We start from the raw sequence: 20205 nt of genomic DNA on the forward strand, positions 1-20205 counted from the left end.
ATGCAACAAGCACTGACCTTACTCAACGGCCTGACCCCGGCGCAATTCATGGCCGAATACTGGCAAAAAAAACCATTGCTGATACGCGCCGCCATCCCCGGTTTTCAGGGCCTGCTGACGCCGGATGAACTGGCCGGGCTGGCCTGCGAAACAGAAGTGCCTTCACGCCTGATCCAGTTCGACCCGGCCCGTGCGCAGCAAGGGGCCGGCTGGCAAGTCAGGCAAGGCCCGTTTGATGAAGATGATTTTTCGGCTTTGCCGCCACAACACTGGACGCTGCTAGTGCAAGGGTTGAATCACTTGTTGCCTGAAGCGCAGGCCTTGCTAGACCACTTCAATTTTATTCCCACAGCCAGGCTGGATGATGTCATGGTCAGCTATGCGCCCACGGGCGGCGGCGTGGGGCCGCATCTGGACAGCTATGATGTTTTTCTGTTGCAGGGGGCAGGCAAGCGGCGCTGGTCTATCAGCCAGCAAGCGGATAAACGCCTGATCGCCGATGCGCCCTTGCGCATACTGGCAGACTTTGTCAGCGAGCAGGAGTGGGTGCTGGAAGCGGGCGATATGCTGTACCTGCCACCCAACGTCGCGCATTGGGGGGTGGCCGAAGATGATGACTGCATGACCTATTCCATAGGCTTTCGCGCACCGGCGGCCAGGGAGCTGGCGGTCGAGTTCCTCGATGCCTGCCGCCAGGAGAACTTGCCGGATGAGCTGTATCAGGACCCTGAATTGCAGCCGGTCGCCGATGCGGCGGCGATAGACCAGGCCATGGTGCAACGGGTCAGCGAGATGCTGCAACGCCTGGCCTGGCAGCCTGAAGCACTGGGGCCTTTCCTGGCGCGCTACTTCACCGAGCCCAAGGCTTATGTGCTATTCACCCCTAACCGCAAGCTCAGTCAGGCAAAATTCAGTGAGGCTGTGCGCGATTGCGGCGTAGTGCTGGACCTGCAAACGCAGATGTTGCACTGGCAGGGGCAGTACTTTATCAACGGTGAACTGGTGACTGTAGGCGATGAACCTGCTCAGAAGCTACTCAATCACCTGGCCAACCGGCGGCAGCTGGATGCGGCGGTTTTTCACGGCGAAAATGCAGGCTATTTACTGCCATGGTTGCGTGACATGTACCTGCTGGGCTATCTGCATTTGGGCGAAATATGAGCTTGCCAGCGCTGATTTGAACCATTTGTGAGCGGTTTTTGTCAAAAAAAGCGAGGGTTGTTGTTCTTATGCAAAAAAATCATGTGTTTTTAATTGCACTTACATTCTTTTTTTAATAAATTACTGATACAATTTTTCTACTCGGCGGGTTCTTGCATATGAGAATTGTGCCGTACACAAAATTTTGCTCATACATACTAAGGAAATAAAGATGACACGTTCTGCATTGTTGGCTGCATTGTTGGCTTTGGCTTTGACCGCTTGTGGTGAAAAACCAGCTGAAGAGGCTCCTGCTGTTGAGGCTCCTGCTGCTGAAGCTCCAGCTGCTGAAACACCAGCTGCTGAAACACCAGTTGAAGCTGCTCCTGCTGAAGCTGCTCCTGCTGAAGCTGCACCAGCTGAAGCTGCTCCTGCTGAAGAAGCTAAGTAATTCAGACAGTTGTAATCTGGATTACCTGGTTATAAAAAAGCCGACGCAAGTCGGCTTTTTTGTTGCCTGCAACTCTGCGCTGCTGATCAGGCCGCTGTCTTCAAAGCGGTCAGTTCATTGGCTATCTGGCAGATACGGATAAAATCTTCTGCCACCAGCGAAGCGCCGCCTATCAGGCCACCATCCACATCCGGCATGCTCAGCAGTTGTGCCGCATTGCCAGGATTGACACTGCCGCCATAGAGCAGATCGATTTTTTCTGCGACCTGTTCGTCCAGCAAACCTATGTGGCCGCGGATAAATGACAGGATAGCCTGCACATGCTGGGGCGTGGCTGCTTTGCCAGACCCTATCGCCCATACCGGTTCATAGGCGATCACACCTAAGGATAATGCCTGTATACCAACATGTGCGATCACCGGATTCAACTGGCGTACCACCACCAGGTCGGTTTCACCCTGTTCATATTCCTCCAGCGTCTCACCTATGCACAAGATAGGTGTCAGCCCGGCTTTGATCGCCGCTTCAAACCGTTCACCGCAGCTTTCATCGCTATCATGGCCGCGCTGCCTGCGTTCTGAATGGCCGATGATGACATAAGTACAACCGAACTCCTTGAGCATCACCGGCGACACCGAGCCGGTATAAGCCCCTTTCTCAAAGCGGCTCATGTTTTGCCCGCCCCAGGCGATATGGCTGTTCTGCAGTATATGTTGCGCCTGATAAAGGTAGGGATGTGGCGGGCACACGGCATAGCGCGCCTGGTGATGCTGCGTTTGCTGCAACAGGCTTTGCATGAATTGATGATTATCCGGTACGTTGCCATGCATTTTGCGATTGGCAACCACCAGTTTCGGCCGATTCGACATCCCACGGTTTCCTTTAAGGGTTTTCTTCTTATAATGACGGATATTTTTCAGAAAACTTGACCGTATGCCGCAACTAGATTTTTCCCTGCAACTGGCTAGCGTAGCAAACGACCTGCCGGCTGTTGCTGAATTCAGGCGCTGGGTGCGTGCCGCCTTGCGTGTGGATACCAGTGTCACTATCCGCCTTGTCGATGCTGAAGAAGGCCGCCTGCTGAATGCGACCTACCGCGGCAAGGATTATGCGACCAATGTGCTGACTTTTCCGTTGACTGAAGAGCCGCAACTGATGGGCGATATTGTGATCTGCGCCCCGGTGGTGGCGAGAGAAGCGGCCGAGCAGGGCAAGACCCTGTTGGCGCATTATGCGCATATGACGGTGCATGGCATATTGCACCTGCACGGTTATGATCATGAGGTGGATGCGCAGGCCGAGTTGATGGAAGCCATGGAAACGGCGGTCATGCAAAAACTGGGCTTTGCTGACCCTTATGCTGAATAACCTTTAATCCGCACGCGCAAATCGTTACAATCCCCAGTATGGATATCCAGGAACACAGCCCGGTCAGGATCAAAGGTGAAACGCTCTCCGAGCTGCCGCAGGATCTGTATATCCCGCCCGATGCTCTGGAAGTCTATCTGGACACCTTTGAAGGCCCGCTGGATCTGTTGCTCTACCTGATACGCAAGCATAACCTGGATATCCTCGATATCCAGATGGCCCGCCTGACGGCGCAATATATGGCCTATGTAGAGAAGATGAAAGCCATCAAACTCGAGCTGGCCGCAGACTACCTGTTAATGGCCGCCATGCTGATAGAGATCAAGTCGCGCATGCTGTTGCCCAAGCCCACCGAAGTCGAGGAGGAGGATGATCCGCGCGCGGAGCTGGTCAGGCGGCTGATGGAGTACGAAGCCATCAAGCTGTCGGCGCAGCGCCTGGATGCCTTGCCTAAAGTAGGCGAAGAGATCACTGTCGCCGCCGCATACTATCAGCATATCAGCCAGGTCAAACCGCCGGAAGTCAGCCTGGATGACCTGGTCGAGGCCTGGCGCAATGTACTCAAGCGCGCCAAACTGAACCAGCACCACAAACTGGGGCGTGCCGAGCTTTCGGTGCGCGAGCATATGAGTCTGTTATTGCGGCGCCTGAGCACGGCCAAAGTGCTGCGGTTCGACGAGTTGTTTGATATGGAAACCGACGGCATCCCCAAACTGGTGGTCAGTTTTCTGGCCATGCTGGAACTGGCGAAAGAAGGCCTGATACTCATCACGCAGCAGCAGGCGTTCGGCACGATTTATGTGCAGGCACACGCTTATAGTGAGGAGAGCTCATAATGCGTGACCCGGACAATATCCAGGAGATGAAACAGATACTGGAAGCGGCTTTGCTCACCTCGCCGCAGGCACTGGCGCTGGATGATCTGCTCAAACTGTTTGCCGGGCGCATGGAGCGGCCTACGCTGCGCATGCTGCTGGATGAACTGAAAACCGACTGGCAGGACAGAACGCTGGAGTTGGTGCAGGTGGCCACTGGTTATCGCTTTCAGGCCAAGCCGGAATATAGCGAATACCTTGCGCGACTCAACCCGGAAAGGCAGCCGAAATACTCGCGCGCGGTGATGGAGACCCTGGCTATCATCGCCTACAGACAGCCGGTCACCCGGGGCGATATAGAGCAGATCCGCGGCGTGGCCGTCAACCCGAATGTGATCCGGCAATTGCAGGAGCGTGACTGGATAGATGTGGTCGGCCAACGCGAGGTGCCAGGCCGGCCATCGTTGTACGCAACCACCAAACATTTTCTGGATGACCTAAATTTACGCTCACTGGCAGAACTGCCGCCATTTGAGGTGTTTGCACAAGCCGAGATCCCGCTGGAATAAGACAGATGTCAGCAAGCTTACTCAAGATACGCATCAACCATGAAGGCAATACTGCGCTGGGGCCGGGCAAGATAGAGCTGTTGCAGATGATAGAGCTGCACGGGTCTATTTCTGCCGCTGCCAAGCACATGCAGATGTCTTACCGCAGGGCCTGGGAGCTGGTGGATGTCATGAATCGCTGCTTTGATCAGCCAGTGGTGCAGAGTACCACCGGTGGCACGCATGGCGGCGGCGCGCAAGTCACGGCGTTTGGCAAGTCGCTGATAGCGGCCTACCAGCAGATCTTGCACAAATCATCACAGGCCGCAGCCGATGAGCTGCACCTGATCACCCAGCATTTGAAAAAAACCTGATTTTTTTTGCTTTTCGTAATGCATGGGTGGCTATAACGATGATAGCATGACTGCTTTTGGCGAGTCACAAGCTGACGCCAGCAGTTAATCATTTATCTGGGATGGAAATCATGACTAAACAGGGTAGGCTACAGTGGGCTGGAGTACATTGGTATGCTGCGCGGGTAAGGTCTGCTGTGGGCATGCTGGTCGGCCTGTGCCTGGTCAGCGCTTTGGCGCACGCAGAAGAAGGCAAGGTCAAGGTATTTGCCGCAGCCAGCCTGACCGATGTGATGAACGTACTGGCCAAGCAATATAGCCAGCAGGCCGGTGTGCAGATCGTGCCGGTATACGGTGGCTCAGGCACGCTGGCCAAACAGCTGGAACAAGGCGCGCCGGGAGATCTGTTTATTTCTGCCGATGAAAAGTGGATGCAATACCTGAAAGACAAGCAACTGGTGCAAACGGCGACCATCAAGCCCTGGCTGAGTAACCGCCTGGTGCTGATCACCCCCCTGACCAAACCACTGAACATCAAGACCGAGGCAGCTGTAGATGTGAACCAGCAGGCACCTGGTTACTGGTGTACCGGCGATACCTTGTCAGTGCCAGTCGGCATCTACGCCAAACAGTCACTGACCAGTCTGGGCTGGTGGGAAAAACTCAAAAACCGCCTGGTAAGCACACAGGATGTGCGCGCCACCTTGAATCTGGTCGAGCGCGATGAGTGCGATGTCGGCATCGTTTACGCCAGTGACGCGCAGTCTTCCAGCAAGGTGAAGCTGGCTGGCGAGTTCGCGGAAAACAGTCATGTGCCTATCATCTATCCTATGGCGGTGCTGCCACAGGCTTCAGCGGCGACCACTGCTTTTTATCAATATCTGCAAACGCCTGAAGCCAAAAAATTGCTAGCCTCATATGGGTTTAAACCACTTGATTAAATTGTTGTTGTCTTTGTAATTTGTATGTGGACTTTATCCCCTGCCGAAATCGCCATCGTGCTGCTTTCATTGAAAGTGGCGTTTTGGTGCGTGGTGATTTTGCTGTTGCCCGCCATGCTGATGGCCTGGCTGCTGGTCAAAAAACGTTTCTGGGGCCAGTCATTGCTGGATGCGCTGGTGCATTTGCCCATGGTGCTGCCGCCGGTGGTGCTGGGCTATATGTTGCTGGTGCTGCTGGGGCGCAGGGGCTGGATAGGTGCCTGGTTATATGAGCATTTGCATATCCAGTTCACTTTCCACTGGTGGGGCGCCGTGATCGCCTCGGCGGTGATGGCCTTCCCGCTGATGGTGCGCGCCATCCGCCAGGCGCTGTACCAGGTCGACCCACTACTAGAACAAGCCGCGCAAACGCTGGGTGCAACGCCATTAAAAGTATTTTTTACGATCACACTGCCTTTGTCCTACCACGGTTTGTTGACCGGTGCGATACTGGCATTCAGCCGCAGCCTGGGCGAGTTTGGCGCCACCATTACCTTTGCCGGTAATCTGGAAGGCGAGACCCGCACCTTGCCATTGGCGATTTACAGCCTGACCCAGACGCCGGAAGGCGACGCCGCCGCGCTGCGACTGGTGATACTCAGTGTGCTGGTGTCGGTGTTTGCCCTGCTGGCCAGTCAATGGCTGGAAAGACGCCTGATCAGGAGCCAGCGCTGATGTTGAAAGTCAATATCCTGATCAGCCAGCCTTATGCAGTTGCCGCCGCAACGCCTGCTTTTACGCTGCAGGCCAAGTTTGATTTAAAACCTGGCTATTGCCTGGGCATCATGGGAGCCTCAGGCTCGGGCAAGACCACCTTGCTGCATAGTCTGGCCGGGCTGTTGATGCCTGCTTCTGGCCTGATCCAGAGCCATCAGCAGGTATGGTTCGATACCAGGCAGGGCATACAGTTGCCGCCCTGGCAGCGGCAGGTGGGCATCGTTTTTCAGGATGGCAGGCTGTTTCCACATATGGATGTACAGCACAATCTGCGTTATGGCATGCCTAAAGGCGAGGTGGCTATTTCATTGCCTGAAGTGGTCGAGGTGCTGGATATCGCTGGATTACTGCAGCGCAGGCCCAGCCAGTTATCCGGGGGTGAAAAACAAAGAGTGGCCATAGGCCGTGCCCTGCTCAGCCAGCCCAGCGTATTGTTGATGGATGAGCCATTGAGTGGCCTGGATGAAACGCTCAAGCAGCAGGTATTGCCATATATCAGAAAAGTGATCAGCACATTTGGTCTGCCGACCTTGTATGTCAGCCATGTGCGTGATGAGGTGGCGGAGATCGCCGATGAGGTGTTGCAACTGGCGCAAGGGCAATTGCGCCAGCCGGTTTAATGCCTAGCTGATTTGATACTTAGTGATGATGGCCGCCAGCACCGTGTACATGCTGGTGCTCTATCTCTTCTTTGTTGGCTGAACGTACATCTTTGATAGTGGCCGTGAACAGCAGGCGTTGACCAGCCCAGGGATGATTGCCATCCACCACGACTTTGCCATCAGCGATATCAGTGATGGTGTAGAGGATCACATCACCGGTCTCGTCTTCACCTTCAAACTGCATGCCCACTTTTAACTCTTCCGCCGGGAAAGCGCTGGCCTGTTCGATCTGCACCAGGCCATCATCGTACTCGCCAAAACCATCTTCCGGGTCCAGGCTGACTTCGATCACGTCACCGACGTTTTTGCCATGCATGGCTTCTTCAACTTTAGGGAAAATATTGTCGTAACCGCCATGCAGGTAAGCGACCGGTTGCTGGCTTTCCTCCAAAGTTTCGCCCTCGGTATTTTGTAGTTTGTAAGTCATGCTGACTACGGTGTTCATTGCTACTTGCATGTGGAATGTCCTAAGTTGTTCGCTAATAAAGCATTATTCTAAAGGATATTGGCGAAATATGGTCATTCTCGCTGTTGATAATGTTGACCAAAATGCTTGCGCCAAACCCAGGGTGGGGTAGGGTCAGACTGTTGCCACAGACCCAATGCCTGCTGTTGTGCCTGTTGTTGCAAAGGCGCTAATTCTGCACGGCTGGAGTAGCGGCTATTGAACCAGGCCATGCCCTGGGCAACCTGGTACTGGCTGGCATCAATATCGTTGCAGCGCAGGTGGCCCAGGGTGCGTCCGTAACGGTCGCTGCCGCTGGTCTGTACCGCTATCTTGCCGCTGCAAAGAGCCATCAGGCTGCGTTTCGCCTGCTTGCCATAAGCCTGCTGTGATTCGGGGGCATCAATATCCAGCAGACGCAGGCGATAGGTGATGCCCTGGTCACTGATGATCACGGTGTCGCCATCCAGCACTTTTTTCAGCACCGGCTCGGCATGGCCGCCTGTGCTGGCCAGGCATAACAGGCAGAGCAGTAGACGTGCCCACATACTAATCCAGCAGGCTGGTATAGTTTTCTGGCGTTAACACGGTGGGGATAGCCTCAGCTAACAGCTCAGGGTGATCTTTGCTGTAATGCAGCCCGCGGCTTTCCTCGCGCTCAATCGCGCAGCGCACGATCAGTTCTGCCACCTGTAACAGGTTACGCAGTTCTATCAGGTCATGGCTGACCTTGAAGTTGCTGTAAAACTCGTGCACCTCATTGCGCAGCATATGGATACGGTGCAAAGCCCGGCTTAGTCTTTTATTGGTGCGCACAATACCGACATAGTTCCACATGAACCGCCGCAGCTCATCCCAGGTGTGGGTGATGAGTACTTCTTCATCGGCATCGGTGACACGGCTTTCATCCCAATCCGGCAGCGAGATGGTCGGTTGCTGGCCCGAGGCCTGGATGTCCTGCGCGCAGCTCTGGCTGAATGCCAGGCATTCCAGCAAGGAGTTGCTGGCCAGCCGGTTCGCGCCATGCAGGCCGGTACAGGCGGTCTCGCCTATCGCATACAGGCAATCGATATCGGTACGGCCATGCATGTCTGTCATCACGCCGCCGCAGGTGTAATGCGCGGCCGGCACCACCGGGATAGGCTGCTTGCTGATATCTATGCCCAATTGCAAACAGCGTTTATAGATATTGGGAAAGTGTGACTGGATAAAGGCCAGTGGCTTGTGGCTGATATCCAGGTAGACACAATCCAAGCCGCGTTTTTTCATCTCGAAGTCTATCGCGCGGGCGACGACATCGCGCGGTGCCAGCTCGGCCCGTTCGTCATGCAGGTGCATGAAACGGGTGCCGTCCGGCAAAGTGAGCAAGCCACCTTCGCCACGCAGGACTTCCGAGATCAGAAACGATTTGGCATGCGGGTGGTAGAGACAGGTCGGGTGAAACTGCACGAACTCCATATTGGCGACCCGGCAGCCGGCCCGCCAGGCCATGGCAATGCCGTCGCCGGTGCTGATATCCGGGTTGGTGGTGTACAGGTAAACCTTGCCGGCACCGCCGGTGGCCATCACGGTATATTGCGCCGAAAGCGTGGTGACATGCCCGGTCTGGCTGTTCAGCACATAAGCACCCAGGCAGCGGTTAGGGCCGTCGCTGGCGGTCTGCTGGAACAGCTTGTGCGTGGTGATCAGGTCAACCGCGATATGGTGTTCAAGAATCGTGATATTGGGATGTTCGCGCACGCGGTCGGTCAAGGTGGTCTGCACGGCCTGGCCGGTGGCGTCCGCCACATGCACCACCCGTCTGTGACTATGGCCGCCTTCACGCGTCAGGTGCAGGCTGTCATCTTCCGCTACACGCGTGAAATTCACGCCTTGCTGCAGCAGCCATTCAATACTGGCACGGCCATTATTCACCACCATGCGCGTGACTTCACTGTCGCACAAACCGGCGCCGGCATCCAGGGTATCCTGAATATGGGCTTCCAGCGAGTCTTCACTGTTGTGTACTGCCGCGATGCCGCCTTGCGCCCAGTTGCTGGCACTCCTGGACAGCTCACGTTTGCTGAGTATGCAGATGCGGTAACTGTCAGCCAGCCGCAAAGCCAGCGATTGCCCCGCCAAGCCACTGCCTATGATCAAAACATCAAAGACTTTATTCATATGTTGTTAAGTCGGGGGAACTTCGCAGAAAAGGCGGTGTCAGAAAGTTGTCTGTATTGCATGTTGCATTGGCAGGCGAAAATAAGGGATGAGACGATGTTAAACACAACAAAATTAGAGGCGTTAACACGCACCGGGTTCGTCGAAAACAATACAAAAGCGTATACTACTCCCAATCAGAAAATTACCCAAGGGAGTCATCGCGATATGACTGTTCAGGCGGCAAACGCCAAACAGATAGAGAATAGAGAGTTCGACCAGTTGCTGGTTGAACGTGCCCAGCAGGGCGATAAACGCGCATTCGGATTGCTGGTAGAAAAGTATAACCGCAAGCTTGGGCGCCTGTTGTCGCGTATGATACGCGACCAGGCTGAAGTCGAGGATGTGGTTCAGGAATCCTTTATTAAAGCCTATCGGGCTTTGCATAGTTTTCGTGGTGACAGTGCCTTTTATACCTGGTTGTATCGCATAGGCATTAATACTGCCAAGAATTACCTGGTTTCTATGGGGCGCAAGCCACAGGTGATGCAGGACGTTGAGATCGAAGACGTAGAGAATTTTGACGAAGGCCAGGACATGCGTACCATGGAAACGCCTGAAACCTCGCTGATGACAAAAGAGATCGCGCAGACTGTGAATGATGCGATCGGTGCTTTGCCTGAAGAGTTGCGTACGGCGATCACCTTGCGCGAACTCGAAGGCTTGAGTTATGAAGACATTGCCACGGTCATGCAATGTCCTATCGGTACCGTGCGCTCACGTATTTTCCGCGCCCGTGAGACCATTGCTGCAAAGCTGAGACCATTGCTGGACACGCCACAACATAAACGTTGGTGATACAGCCCATTTGATGCGATTATTTTTTTAAATATTAGGTGTTATGACAAATAATTTGTTAAGTGCTAACATAAAAACATTGATTGATTTGGGGTTATTATGAAGCAGCAATTGTCCGCTTTAATTGACGGCGAAGCCGATGTCGAGCGCTGTGAGCATATCTTTCTCGCGGCCAAGTCTACCGGAGAGGTAGCGCAGGCCTGGCAGGATTATCACATCATCCGTGATGTCATCCGTGAAGAGTATTGGGTACAGCCTGATATGACCAGCCGCATCATGGCCGCTCTGAACGAAGAGCCGGTAATGCTGGCTCCGCAAGCTGCAGCGACGCCTGTGGTGACGCAGATACGCCCGCGCCCGGCTAAATACATCTGGTCTATCGCCGCCTCTGTAGCCGCTGCGTTTTTTGTCGGCATGTTCGTGCTCAACCAGCCGGCAACGGTTGAAACGGTGCAGATCGCCGATAGTGAAACTGATCAATATGTGATGGCGCATCACAACTATTCCCCCAATAGTGCGACTTACTATATACACAACGTAAGCTACAACGCTGGCGAATAAATTTAACTGTGATTGGTATGTCTGTGCCGGGTGTGATTCGTCTGTTGCTTGCGTGTTTGCTCTGCCAGCAGGCATGGGCGGAAGAAGATTTATGGCCTGCCATGCAGAAGACCGCAACTGCAGCCAGAGAGCTCAATTATCAGGGTTTATTCATCTACCATAACGGAGCGATCATACGCTCCGTTCAAATTACCCATATCAATGAAGCCGGACGCGAATTCACGCGCAATGTCGTGCTCGATGGCCGCCCGCGTGAAGTGTTCAGTGAGGGCGATGATATCGTCATTTTTAACGCTAAAAATGACAAGATAGTGATTGAAAAGCGCAGGGGCCAGAATCTGTTCCCGGCCATGTTGCCCACCCAGCTGCAACCCCTCAAGCAAAACTACAAGCTGAAATTCATCGGTCAGGAGCGCATCGCCGGCCGATTAGCGCAAGTGATCGATATGATCCCGAATGACAATCTGCGCTACCAGTATCGTGTCTGGTCTGACAGTGAATATGGCTTGCTGCTTAAAATGAGCATGCTCGATACCCAGGGCAATACACTGGAGCAGATCGGCTTTAACCAGGTCTCCATGCTGCAGACCAAAGACCTGGACTGGTTCCAGCCCAAGATAGACGCATCCAAACCTTATGTGATGGATGACACCACCGATCTGACCCATGTGGAAAACAATCTGGTGATCGCTAACCTGCCTGCCGGTTACAAAAAAGTAGACCAGATACGCCTGCGCGTACCAGGCAGGGCGGTGCCGGTGCAGCAATTGATCTTCTCTGATGGCCTGGCTTCGGTATCGCTGTTCGTCGAGCCGGTGATCAAAGGCATGCAGCCGCGCATAGGCAAGAAAAACATGGGTTCCACCAATGTGTATGCCCATGTGTTAAATGGTTACCAGCTCGTGGTCGTCGGCGAAGTGCCGGCGCAAACAGTTGAGCAGATCGCCCAGCAGGTGACCTTTAAAAAATAGACCCGCGGACCACTTCTGCCATCAGCATGCAATATGCACTCCACACCACTCTTTAAATCCCTGACTTCTTTCCAAGACATGACGCGCGCCTTTGATCTATCCAGATTGCATGCGCTGACTGCGTCGGTGGCGGAGTTTTGTATGGCAGTGTCACTAAGCTTAAACTTTTTAGCTGTATTTTTTTTAGCGCTCTTGTTATTGAGTACGGCGGGCACCATGTGAAGAGAAATCGTAGCTCATGTGCAAAGCCTGTTATCCCCGTAGTGTGAGCGGCCTGGCATAAATTTTAAAAGTATTGAATTTTGAACTGATTAAATAATAGGAAGAATCATGATGAAGCAATGGATCTCTGCAGTATTGCTGACATGCAGCATGTCATTAACGATCTTTGCCATGCAAGTGCAGGCCAAGGACTTGCCTGATTTCACTGAGCTGGCGGAAAAACAGGGGCCTACCGTGGTCAATATCAGTATCACCTCGGTAGTGCACGGCAATGGTGGCGGTATGGGCTTCCCTGGCATGCCTAATGATGAGAACCTGCAAGAGTTGCTGCGCCGTTTCGGCATTCCCGGTATGCCTGGCATGCCAGGGCAAGAGGGCGGGCAGGATTATAAGACCCAGTCGCTGGGCTCAGGCTTTATCATCAGCAGTGATGGTTACATTTTGACCAATGCACATGTGGTGAGCGAGGCGGATGAAGTACTGGTCAAACTTTCTGACAAGCGCGAATTTAAGGCGAAAATCATAGGTGCCGATAAGCGCACCGATGTTGCGCTGATCAAGATCGAAGCGACAGGTCTGCCAAAAGTCGTGGTCGGCGACCCTGGCGCATTGAAAGTCGGTGAGTGGGTGGCTGCGATAGGCTCGCCCTTCGGCCTGGAAAATACCATGACAGCCGGTATCGTCAGTGCCAAAGGCCGTGCCTTGCCGCAGGAGAATTATGTGCCGTTCATCCAGACCGATGTCGCCATCAACCCGGGTAACTCGGGCGGCCCGCTGTTCAACCTGCGCGGTGAAGTGGTTGGCGTCAACTCGCAGATCTACAGCAAGAGCGGTGGTTCCATGGGGCTGTCTTTCAGTATCCCTATCGATGTCGCCATTGATATCTCCAACCAGTTAAAATCCAGTGGCCGTATTTCGCGTGGCTGGCTGGGCATAGGCATACAGGAAGTCACCAAAGACCTGGCTGACTCTTTTGGTCTCAAGCAGACCAGCGGTGCATTGATCGCCGGGGTTGAGAAAAACAGCCCGGCAGACAAAGGTGGCCTGGAAGTCGGCGATATCATCCTCAAGTTTGATGGCAAGCCTATCGTGACCTCTGCCGATCTGCCGCGCGTAGTGGCATCTATCAAACCGGGTAAAGTGGTGCCTGTCGAGATCGTACGTAAAGGCGCCAGCAAGACTTTGCAGCTGGGTGTCGGTGAAATGCCTAACGAGCAGGCAGACGCGCAGCCTTCGAGCAAAGAGCCTGCCAAGCCTGAATCTAACAAGATAGGCCTGACCTTGCGTGAACTGACGCCACAGCAGAAGAAAAAGCTCAACGGCAAAAACGGCCTGCTGGTGGTTGAAAGCGTCGGTGCAGCTGCCCAGGCCGGCATACGCCGTGGTGATGTGATCCTGGGGCTGAACAACAATGAAAGCCAGAGTGTGGACCTGTTCAACAAGCAGATCAACGCTGTCGCTGCCGGCAAAACGGTGGCGGTGCTGGTGCTCAGAGGTGAAAATACGCTGTATGTGCCTATCAAGGTAAGCAAGTAAGGGTGCGTTTTAAAGCGCACTGCAGCTGGTGCGCTTTAAAATAAATCCCTGATAAATAGGCGTTTGCTGTAAAATGCCAGCAAATTCGGAAAGGCGCGTTAAGCGCCTTTCTTGCTTGTAATCAACCTATAGCAGAACATGAAGAATATTCGTAATTTCTCGATTATTGCCCACATTGACCATGGCAAATCGACACTGGCTGATCGCATCATTCAGTTGTGCGGTGGCCTAGAGGCGCGCGAAATGGAAGCGCAGGTGCTTGATAGCATGGATATCGAGCGAGAGCGCGGCATTACGATCAAAGCGCAAACCGCTGCCTTGCAATACAAAGCCAACAACGGTGAGACTTATTTCCTCAACCTGATCGATACCCCTGGGCATGTGGACTTCAGTTATGAGGTCAGCCGCTCACTCTCCGCCTGTGAAGGCGCACTACTGGTGGTGGATGCCTCGCAAGGCGTTGAAGCGCAAAGCGTTGCCAACTGTTACACCGCCATAGACCTGGGTGTAGAAGTCACGCCCGTGCTCAATAAGATAGACCTGCCTTCAGCCGACCCGGCCCGCGTGGCGCAGGAGATCGAAGATGTGATCGGCGTGGATGCCACCGATGCCGTACAGTGCTCAGCCAAAACCGGTTTCGGTGTGCGCGATGTGCTGGAAGAAGTCGTGGCCAAAGTGCCGGCGCCTAAAGGCGATATAGATGCGCCGCTAAAAGCCCTGGTCATCGATGCCTGGTTTGATAACTACGTAGGTGTGGTCATGCTGGTGCGCGTGGTCGATGGTGTGTTGCGTGCCAAAGAAAAGATACGCCTGATGGCGACCGGTGCCGAATATCTGTGCGAGCAGGTGGGTGTGTTCACCCCTAAATCGCTGCAACGCCCGCAGCTCAATGCCGGTGAAGTAGGCTTTATCATCGCCGGCATTAAAGAGCTGGCCGCTGCCAAGGTGGGTGATACCGTGACTTTGGCTGGCAGACAGGCCGCCGCGCCATTGCCTGGCTTTAAAGAAGTCAAACCACAGGTGTTTGCCGGATTGTACCCGGTAGAATCCAACCAGTTTGAAGGCCTGCGCACCGCGCTGGAAAAACTCAGCCTGAATGACGCCAGCTTGCAGTTCGAGCCGGAGAATTCCACCGCGCTGGGCTTTGGCTTCCGCTGCGGCTTTTTAGGCCTGCTGCATATGGAGATCGTACAGGAGCGTTTAGAGCGCGAGTACGATATGGACCTGATCACCACCGCTCCTACCGTGATCTACGAGTTGCTGCTCAAAACCGGTGAAGTGGTGCAGATTGAAAACCCGTCGCGCCTGCCTGAGCCTTCGCGCGTTGAAGAGATACGTGAGCCCATGATAGTGGTGAACCTGCTGATGCCGCAGGATTATGTTGGCCCGGTGATGACCCTGTGTAACAACAAACGCGGTATACAGCGCAATATGCAGTATATGGGCCGCCAGGTCATGCTCAGTTACGAAATGCCACTCAACGAAGTGGTGCTCGATTTCTTTGATAAACTGAAATCCGTGTCGCGCGGCTATGCCTCCATGGATTACGAGTTCATGGAGTTCCGTGCCGCCGATCTGGTCAAGCTCGACATCATGGTCAACGGCGAGCGTGTCGATGCGCTGAGCCTGATCGTGCACAGGGCCAATAGCATTTATCGCGGGCGTGAGCTGGTGTCTAAAATGCGTGAACTGATCCCGCGCCAGATGTTCGATATCGCGATCCAGGCAGCCATAGGTGCCAATATCATTGCGCGCGAGACGGTCAAGGCCATGCGTAAGAACGTGATCGCCAAGTGTTATGGCGGTGATATCACCCGTAAGCGCAAGTTGCTGGATAAACAAAAAGAAGGTAAAAAGCGCATGAAACAGGTCGGTAATGTGGAGATCCCACAAGAAGCCTTCCTGGCTATTCTGCGCGTTGAAGACAAATAAAACGGGAACACCCGATTTTTACAGGGAACGAGCATGTATTTTGCGATTTTTATGTTGGTGATTTTGCTGGTATCCGGCCTGATCTGGTTGCTGGATATTCTGATTCTGCGCAAGAAACGCCAGGCGAGTGCACTGGGCGAAGTACCGGACCCATGGTATGTGGAATACAGCAAAAGCTTTTTCCCGGTGATCCTGCTGGTATTCACCGTACGCTCATTTATCGTCGAACCGTTCAAGATCCCTTCCGGCTCCATGATGCCTACCTTGCTGGCGGGTGATTATATCCTGGTGAATAAATTCACTTATGGCCTGCGCGTGCCTATCCTCAATAACGTGTTTTACCCGATTGATAAGCCCAAGCGTGGCGATGTGTTCGTTTTTCATTATCCGCCTGACCCATCGATAGACTATATCAAGCGCGTCATCGGTTTGCCTGGCGACCAGATCCAGTACCGCGACAAACAGCTGACCATCAACGGCAAAGTGGTCAACCTGGATTTCATAGCACCCTATAAATATGCCCTGAATGTGAATGACGAGAGCGGCAGCTCCCGTGCCGTCGATGTCACGGCGTCGCGCCTGACTGAGCAATCAGGCACCATCAAGCATGATGTGCTGATCCATGACATCATGAACCAGTACAGCCCGGGCAGCCTGGGTGACCGCCTGATGCAGGGCGAGACCGTCACTGTGCCAGAAGGCGAGTACTATGCCATGGGCGATAACCGCGACAATAGTTCTGACAGCCGCGTCTGGGGCTTTGTCTCAGAGAAACACCTGGTCGGCCGCGCCTTCTTTATCTGGTTTAACTTTGACCAGTGGCGTCGTATCGGGCAAAGTATAGGTTAAGCGCGCCGGGTGAGTGTGGTGACAGTCGCAATTTGTGAGGAGATGGCAGATGAAATGTCCTAGAGTTACAGCACGTGCACAACATGGGCTAGGGGTACTCGGTTTCCTGCTGGTGCTGACCGCGGTCGGCATCATAGGCATGGTGGGCTTAAAGGCACTGCCATCCTATATGGAATTCTTCTCCATACAATCGACCATCAACCGTATCGCTCATGACCCCATGCTGCAAAGTGACGCTGATATCCGTGCTGCATTTGACCGCCAGATGCATGTAGACATGATCAGCACTGTGCACGGCCGCGATCTCAGTGTGGTCGGCGGTGTGGTGACCGTGCGTTACCAGAAAACCATCCCGCTGACAGATAGCATCAGTCTGCTCATTGATTTTGACGCGGCCAGCAAAGCAACGCAGTAGGTGAGATGAGCGCGCTTCCGGTATTACAGACCCGTATTGCTTACAGCTTCACGCAGCCAGAGTTGCTGCAGCAAGCGCTCACCCATCGCAGCTTTTCGGCCAATAATAACGAGCGGCTGGAATTTTTGGGCGATAGCGTGCTCAACTTTATCATCGCCCACCAGTTATTCAATTTATTCCCTGACCTGCCCGAAGGCGACCTCAGCCGTTTACGTGCCAAACTGGTCAAAGAGGCCAGCCTGGCAGAGCTGGCCATCAGCCTGAATCTGGGCGATGCCCTCAAGCTGGGCGAAGGCGAATTGAAAAGCGCAGGCTGGCGCAGGCCTTCTATCCTGGCTGATGCACTCGAAGCCATCGTCGGCGCCGTTTACCTGGATGGTGGCTTTGCCGCTGCCGAACAAGTGGTGGCCTTGCTCTACCGCGACACCCTGACCACCATCAACCCGAACGCGATTGATAAGGACGCCAAATCCCAGTTGCAGGAATACCTGCAAAGCAAAAAGATGGATCTGCCTGAATACCAGGTGGTGTCTATCGAGGGCGAGGCGCACGCACAGACTTTTACCGTGCAATGCCTTATCAAAAAACTTAAACTCACCACCACCGGTGCCGGCACTAGCCGCCGCGTGGCGGAACAGCAGGCGGCCAAGCTCGCCATGGAAAAGATCCAATCATGACAGAACAAATACAGCCTACTGAAGATTTCCGCTGCGGCACCGTGGCCATCGTCGGTCGCCCCAATGTCGGTAAATCGACCCTGCTCAACCATATTCTGGGCTTGAAGTTAGCCATTACTTCGCGCAAGGCACAAACCACCCGCCATAGATTGCTGGGCATACACACCACTGAAGATACCCAGTTCCTGTTTGTGGATACGCCGGGTTTTCAGCAGAAACATATCAATGCACTGAACAAGACACTGAATAAAACAGTGACACAGGTGCTGTCAGAAGTTGATGTGGTGCTGTTCGTGATCGAACCGATGAAACTGGGCGAAGCCGATGAGCTGGTGCTGAAATTACTGCCCAACAACAAACCGGTATTGCTGGTGGTGAACAAGGCAGACCTGATGGGTGACAAAGGCAATCTGTTACCGCTGATCCAGGATTTTGACCTGCTGTTTGATTTTGCCGGCATCATCCCGGTCAGCGCCAAAAAGAACCAGAACCTGGAAGAGTTGCTGGCCGCTGTGCGTGAGCACTTACCCGAGCAACCCGCCATCTATGGTGAGGATGAGCTGACCGACAAGAATGAGCGTTTTCTGGCAGCCGAACTGATACGCGAAAAGATCTTCCGCCTGGCCGGTGATGAACTGCCTTATTCAATGACGGTTGAGATTGAAAAGTTCGAGACCGTGAAAAAGCTGCGCCGTATCTTTGCCGTCATCATCGTCGATAAAGACAGCCAGAAACCGATGATCATAGGCAAGGGTGGCGAGAAGCTCAAGCAGATCTCCACCGAAGCACGCCAGGACATGGAAAAACTGTTTGGCTCAAAAGTCTACCTGGAAACCTGGGTCAAGGTTAAAGGTGGCTGGGCTGATGACGAACGGGCACTCAAAAGCCTGGGTTTTTAGTCGTAGCGGGCAGCAGCTAGCGTCATGGCCGTGAGCATGCCTAATGTTGCCTCACTCAAGCAATCGCTGCAGCCGGTGTTTATCCTGCACACCTATCCCTTTAAAGAAACCAGCCTGGTGGTTGAAATGTTCAGCCGCGATTTTGGCCGCATCGCCGGCGTGGCCAAAGGGGCACGCAGACCGCTTTCTGCCATGCGTGGCATGTTGCAGTCTTTCCAGCAGCTGGCGGGTACCTGGTCTGGTAAGAACGAACTGAAAACCCTGCACGGCCTGGAGTGGCTGACCGGGCTGACGCTGCTCAAAGGCGACGCCCTCATGTGCGGGTTTTACATGAATGAGTTACTGTTACGCCTGCTGCCGCGTGACGACGCCCATGCGCAACTGTTTGAGTACTATGCGCAAACCGTACAATTGCTGTCTACGCTCAGCCACGAAACCGGCAGTGGCCAGCTGGCTGAGATCATGCGCAGGTTCGAGCTGAAAATGTTGCAGGAGCTAGGCTATGCGGTGCCGCTGACCCATGATGAAAACGGCGAGATCATCCATGCCGATGAAACCTATAGATTTGAAGCGGATTACGGTGCCTGCGCCCCAGGCGTGACCAAAAACGGTGTGTTGATCCAGGGGGCGACCCTGCTGGATATGGCGCGCGGCAGTTACAGCAATGCCATCACACAAAGCCAGAGCAAGCAGTTGATGCGTTATCTGCTGCAACATTACCTGGGTGAAAAACCCTTGCATACGCGGCAACTGCTGGTCGATCTGCAAGGGTTCTGATCTTGCGCGCTGGCTGGCCGTTACGGGTGAGTGTTGAGGCCACAGCAAGGCTAAGTTTATAATCGCAGGCAGTGCAGTCTGTTTGCCAGAGTCATCGAAAGTAACTATGTTAAAACTAGGTGTGAATATAGACCACGTTGCCACCATACGCCAGGCGCGTGGCACCAGATATCCGAGCGTGGTGCAGGCCGCGCTCAGGGCCGAGCAGTCCGGAGCCGACAGTATCACCCTGCATTTGCGTGAAGACCGCCGCCATATGCAGGATGCCGATATCTTTGCCTTGCGCCCTTTGCTGCAAACCAAGATGAACCTGGAGTGTGCAGTCACTGACGAAATGCTGGATATCGCGATACAGGTCAAGCCGCAGGATGTCTGCCTGGTGCCGGAGCGCCGCGAAGAACGTACCACCGAAGGCGGCCTGGATGTGCTGGCGCATTATGCAAAAGTGGAACATGCAGTCAAAAAACTGTCTGACCAGGGTATACGCGTCTCGCTGTTTATCGCGCCGGATCTGGCGCAGATCGATGCTGCCATCAAGCTGGGCGCACCGGTGATAGAGATACACACTGGCACTTTTGCCGACGCCGAAAACGAAAAGAGCCAGACCGAAGAGTTACGCCGGGTAGAGACTGCGCTGTACCATGCCAAAGCTGGCGGCCTGGTGGTCAATGCCGGGCATGGCCTGCATTACCACAATGTGTATCACATCGCGCGTCTGCCCGGCTTTGAAGAGCTGAATATAGGCCACGCTATCGTAGCGCATGCCCTGTTTGTCGGCTGGGATAATGCGGTGCGCGAAATGAAAGCCCTGATGAAAGAATTCTCGGCAAGGTAGGCTTTAGCAACAGGGGTATGCCTGCAACTGGCAAAACCCTGCAGCGATATATTAC

24 protein-coding genes are annotated in these 20205 nt (G+C 54.0%); 20 read left to right on the forward strand and 4 right to left on the reverse strand.

Translation table 11 applies throughout. The annotated features are described in order from the left end of the window. A complete protein-coding gene (locus ACFQ1Z_RS12160) occupies positions 1 to 1161 on the forward strand; it encodes a JmjC domain-containing protein (protein ID WP_379057931.1) in 1161 nt (386 codons plus the stop codon). A 211-nt stretch (positions 1162 to 1372) separates the two neighbouring features. Continuing rightward, a complete protein-coding gene (locus ACFQ1Z_RS12165) occupies positions 1373 to 1591 on the forward strand; it encodes a hypothetical protein (protein WP_055827555.1) in 219 nt (72 codons plus the stop codon). Between the two features lie 86 nt (positions 1592 to 1677). Here ACFQ1Z_RS12165 and tpiA read toward each other — a convergent pair whose 3' ends face one another. Next, positions 1678 to 2460: a triose-phosphate isomerase gene (gene tpiA, locus ACFQ1Z_RS12170; RefSeq protein ID WP_379057932.1), complete on the reverse strand. Its 783-nt coding sequence runs from the start codon at positions 2458 to 2460 to the stop codon at positions 1678 to 1680. Between the two features lie 64 nt (positions 2461 to 2524). On the opposite strand from tpiA, the gene ybeY reads away from it, so the two are divergent. The 7 genes from ybeY to ACFQ1Z_RS12205 all read left to right on the forward strand — a co-directional run bounded on the left by ybeY (position 2525) and on the right by ACFQ1Z_RS12205 (position 6992). Then, complete coding sequence (gene ybeY, locus ACFQ1Z_RS12175) at positions 2525 to 2959, forward strand: rRNA maturation RNase YbeY (protein WP_379057933.1); 435 nt, start codon at positions 2525 to 2527, stop codon at positions 2957 to 2959. A gap of 38 nt (positions 2960 to 2997) precedes the next feature. Further along, positions 2998 to 3795 carry a segregation and condensation protein A gene (locus ACFQ1Z_RS12180; RefSeq protein WP_379057934.1) on the forward strand — a complete coding sequence of 266 codons (798 nt, stop codon included), beginning with the start codon at positions 2998 to 3000 and terminating at the stop codon, positions 3793 to 3795. Then, complete coding sequence (gene scpB / locus ACFQ1Z_RS12185) at positions 3795 to 4343, forward strand: SMC-Scp complex subunit ScpB (RefSeq protein ID WP_379057935.1); 549 nt, start codon at positions 3795 to 3797, stop codon at positions 4341 to 4343. Before ACFQ1Z_RS12180 ends, scpB begins: the two co-directional genes overlap by 1 nt. A 5-nt stretch (positions 4344 to 4348) precedes the next feature. Then, positions 4349 to 4696: a winged helix-turn-helix domain-containing protein gene (locus tag ACFQ1Z_RS12190; protein WP_379057936.1), complete on the forward strand. Its 348-nt coding sequence runs from the start codon at positions 4349 to 4351 to the stop codon at positions 4694 to 4696. Between the two features lie 110 nt (positions 4697 to 4806). After that, complete coding sequence (gene modA / locus ACFQ1Z_RS12195) at positions 4807 to 5616, forward strand: molybdate ABC transporter substrate-binding protein (protein ID WP_379057937.1); 810 nt, start codon at positions 4807 to 4809, stop codon at positions 5614 to 5616. A gap of 24 nt (positions 5617 to 5640) precedes the next feature. Continuing rightward, positions 5641 to 6330, forward strand: coding sequence for a molybdate ABC transporter permease subunit (gene modB / locus ACFQ1Z_RS12200; protein WP_379057938.1), 690 nt, complete (start codon positions 5641 to 5643; stop codon positions 6328 to 6330). Next, positions 6330 to 6992, forward strand: a complete 663-nt coding sequence (locus ACFQ1Z_RS12205) for an ATP-binding cassette domain-containing protein (protein WP_379057940.1) — start codon at positions 6330 to 6332, stop codon at positions 6990 to 6992. Before modB ends, ACFQ1Z_RS12205 begins: the two co-directional genes overlap by 1 nt. Positions 6993 to 7011: 19 nt before the next feature. Here ACFQ1Z_RS12205 and ACFQ1Z_RS12210 read toward each other — a convergent pair whose 3' ends face one another. From ACFQ1Z_RS12210 to nadB, 3 genes are all read right to left on the reverse strand, one after another. Then, the gene (locus tag ACFQ1Z_RS12210) at positions 7012 to 7491 is read right to left on the reverse strand and encodes an FKBP-type peptidyl-prolyl cis-trans isomerase (protein ID WP_379057942.1); all 480 of its coding nucleotides are present in this window, start codon (positions 7489 to 7491) and stop codon (positions 7012 to 7014) included. 62 nt (positions 7492 to 7553) lie between these two features. Further along, entirely contained in the window at positions 7554 to 8027 is a 474-nt protein-coding gene (locus tag ACFQ1Z_RS12215) for a thermonuclease family protein (RefSeq protein ID WP_379057944.1), read from the reverse strand. A gap of 1 nt (position 8028) precedes the next feature. Beyond that, on the reverse strand, positions 8029 to 9639 hold the full coding sequence (gene nadB / locus ACFQ1Z_RS12220; RefSeq protein ID WP_379057945.1) for an L-aspartate oxidase: 1611 nt from the start codon (positions 9637 to 9639) through the stop codon (positions 8029 to 8031). Between the two features lie 207 nt (positions 9640 to 9846). On the opposite strand from nadB, the gene rpoE reads away from it, so the two are divergent. The 11 genes from rpoE (at position 9847) to pdxJ (ending at position 20150) form a co-directional block, all read left to right on the forward strand. Beyond that, on the forward strand, positions 9847 to 10476 hold the full coding sequence (gene rpoE, locus ACFQ1Z_RS12225) for an RNA polymerase sigma factor RpoE (RefSeq protein ID WP_379057947.1): 630 nt from the start codon (positions 9847 to 9849) through the stop codon (positions 10474 to 10476). 99 nt (positions 10477 to 10575) lie between these two features. After that, entirely contained in the window at positions 10576 to 11037 is a 462-nt protein-coding gene (locus ACFQ1Z_RS12230; RefSeq protein ID WP_379057948.1) for a sigma-E factor negative regulatory protein, read from the forward strand. Positions 11038 to 11138: 101 nt separating this feature from the next. Beyond that, positions 11139 to 12008, forward strand: a complete 870-nt coding sequence (locus ACFQ1Z_RS12235) for a MucB/RseB C-terminal domain-containing protein (RefSeq protein ID WP_379057950.1) — start codon at positions 11139 to 11141, stop codon at positions 12006 to 12008. A 330-nt stretch (positions 12009 to 12338) separates the two neighbouring features. Continuing rightward, a complete protein-coding gene (locus ACFQ1Z_RS12240; protein ID WP_379057951.1) occupies positions 12339 to 13766 on the forward strand; it encodes a DegQ family serine endoprotease in 1428 nt (475 codons plus the stop codon). Positions 13767 to 13904: 138 nt separating this feature from the next. Next, the gene (lepA, locus tag ACFQ1Z_RS12245) at positions 13905 to 15698 is read left to right on the forward strand and encodes a translation elongation factor 4 (protein ID WP_379057952.1); all 1794 of its coding nucleotides are present in this window, start codon (positions 13905 to 13907) and stop codon (positions 15696 to 15698) included. Positions 15699 to 15731: 33 nt separating this feature from the next. Next, positions 15732 to 16547 carry a signal peptidase I gene (lepB, locus tag ACFQ1Z_RS12250; RefSeq protein ID WP_379057953.1) on the forward strand — a complete coding sequence of 272 codons (816 nt, stop codon included), beginning with the start codon at positions 15732 to 15734 and terminating at the stop codon, positions 16545 to 16547. Positions 16548 to 16596: 49 nt separating this feature from the next. Continuing rightward, positions 16597 to 16962, forward strand: a complete 366-nt coding sequence (locus ACFQ1Z_RS12255) for a DUF4845 domain-containing protein (RefSeq protein WP_379057954.1) — start codon at positions 16597 to 16599, stop codon at positions 16960 to 16962. A gap of 5 nt (positions 16963 to 16967) precedes the next feature. Continuing rightward, positions 16968 to 17639 (forward strand): ribonuclease III, encoded by a 672-nt coding sequence (gene rnc / locus ACFQ1Z_RS12260; protein WP_379057955.1) that lies wholly within the window; start codon positions 16968 to 16970, stop codon positions 17637 to 17639. Beyond that, positions 17636 to 18538, forward strand: a complete 903-nt coding sequence (gene era, locus ACFQ1Z_RS12265; protein ID WP_379057957.1) for a GTPase Era — start codon at positions 17636 to 17638, stop codon at positions 18536 to 18538. Before rnc ends, era begins: the two co-directional genes overlap by 4 nt. Positions 18539 to 18562: 24 nt before the next feature. Further along, the gene (gene recO, locus ACFQ1Z_RS12270) at positions 18563 to 19315 is read left to right on the forward strand and encodes a DNA repair protein RecO (RefSeq protein ID WP_379057958.1); all 753 of its coding nucleotides are present in this window, start codon (positions 18563 to 18565) and stop codon (positions 19313 to 19315) included. Between the two features lie 106 nt (positions 19316 to 19421). Next, complete coding sequence (pdxJ, locus tag ACFQ1Z_RS12275; protein WP_379057959.1) at positions 19422 to 20150, forward strand: pyridoxine 5'-phosphate synthase; 729 nt, start codon at positions 19422 to 19424, stop codon at positions 20148 to 20150. Positions 20151 to 20205: the final 55 nt, after the last annotated feature.

The organism is Methylophilus luteus, from assembly GCF_042676265.1.
Taxonomy (GTDB): Bacteria; Pseudomonadota; Gammaproteobacteria; order Burkholderiales; family Methylophilaceae; genus Methylophilus; species Methylophilus luteus.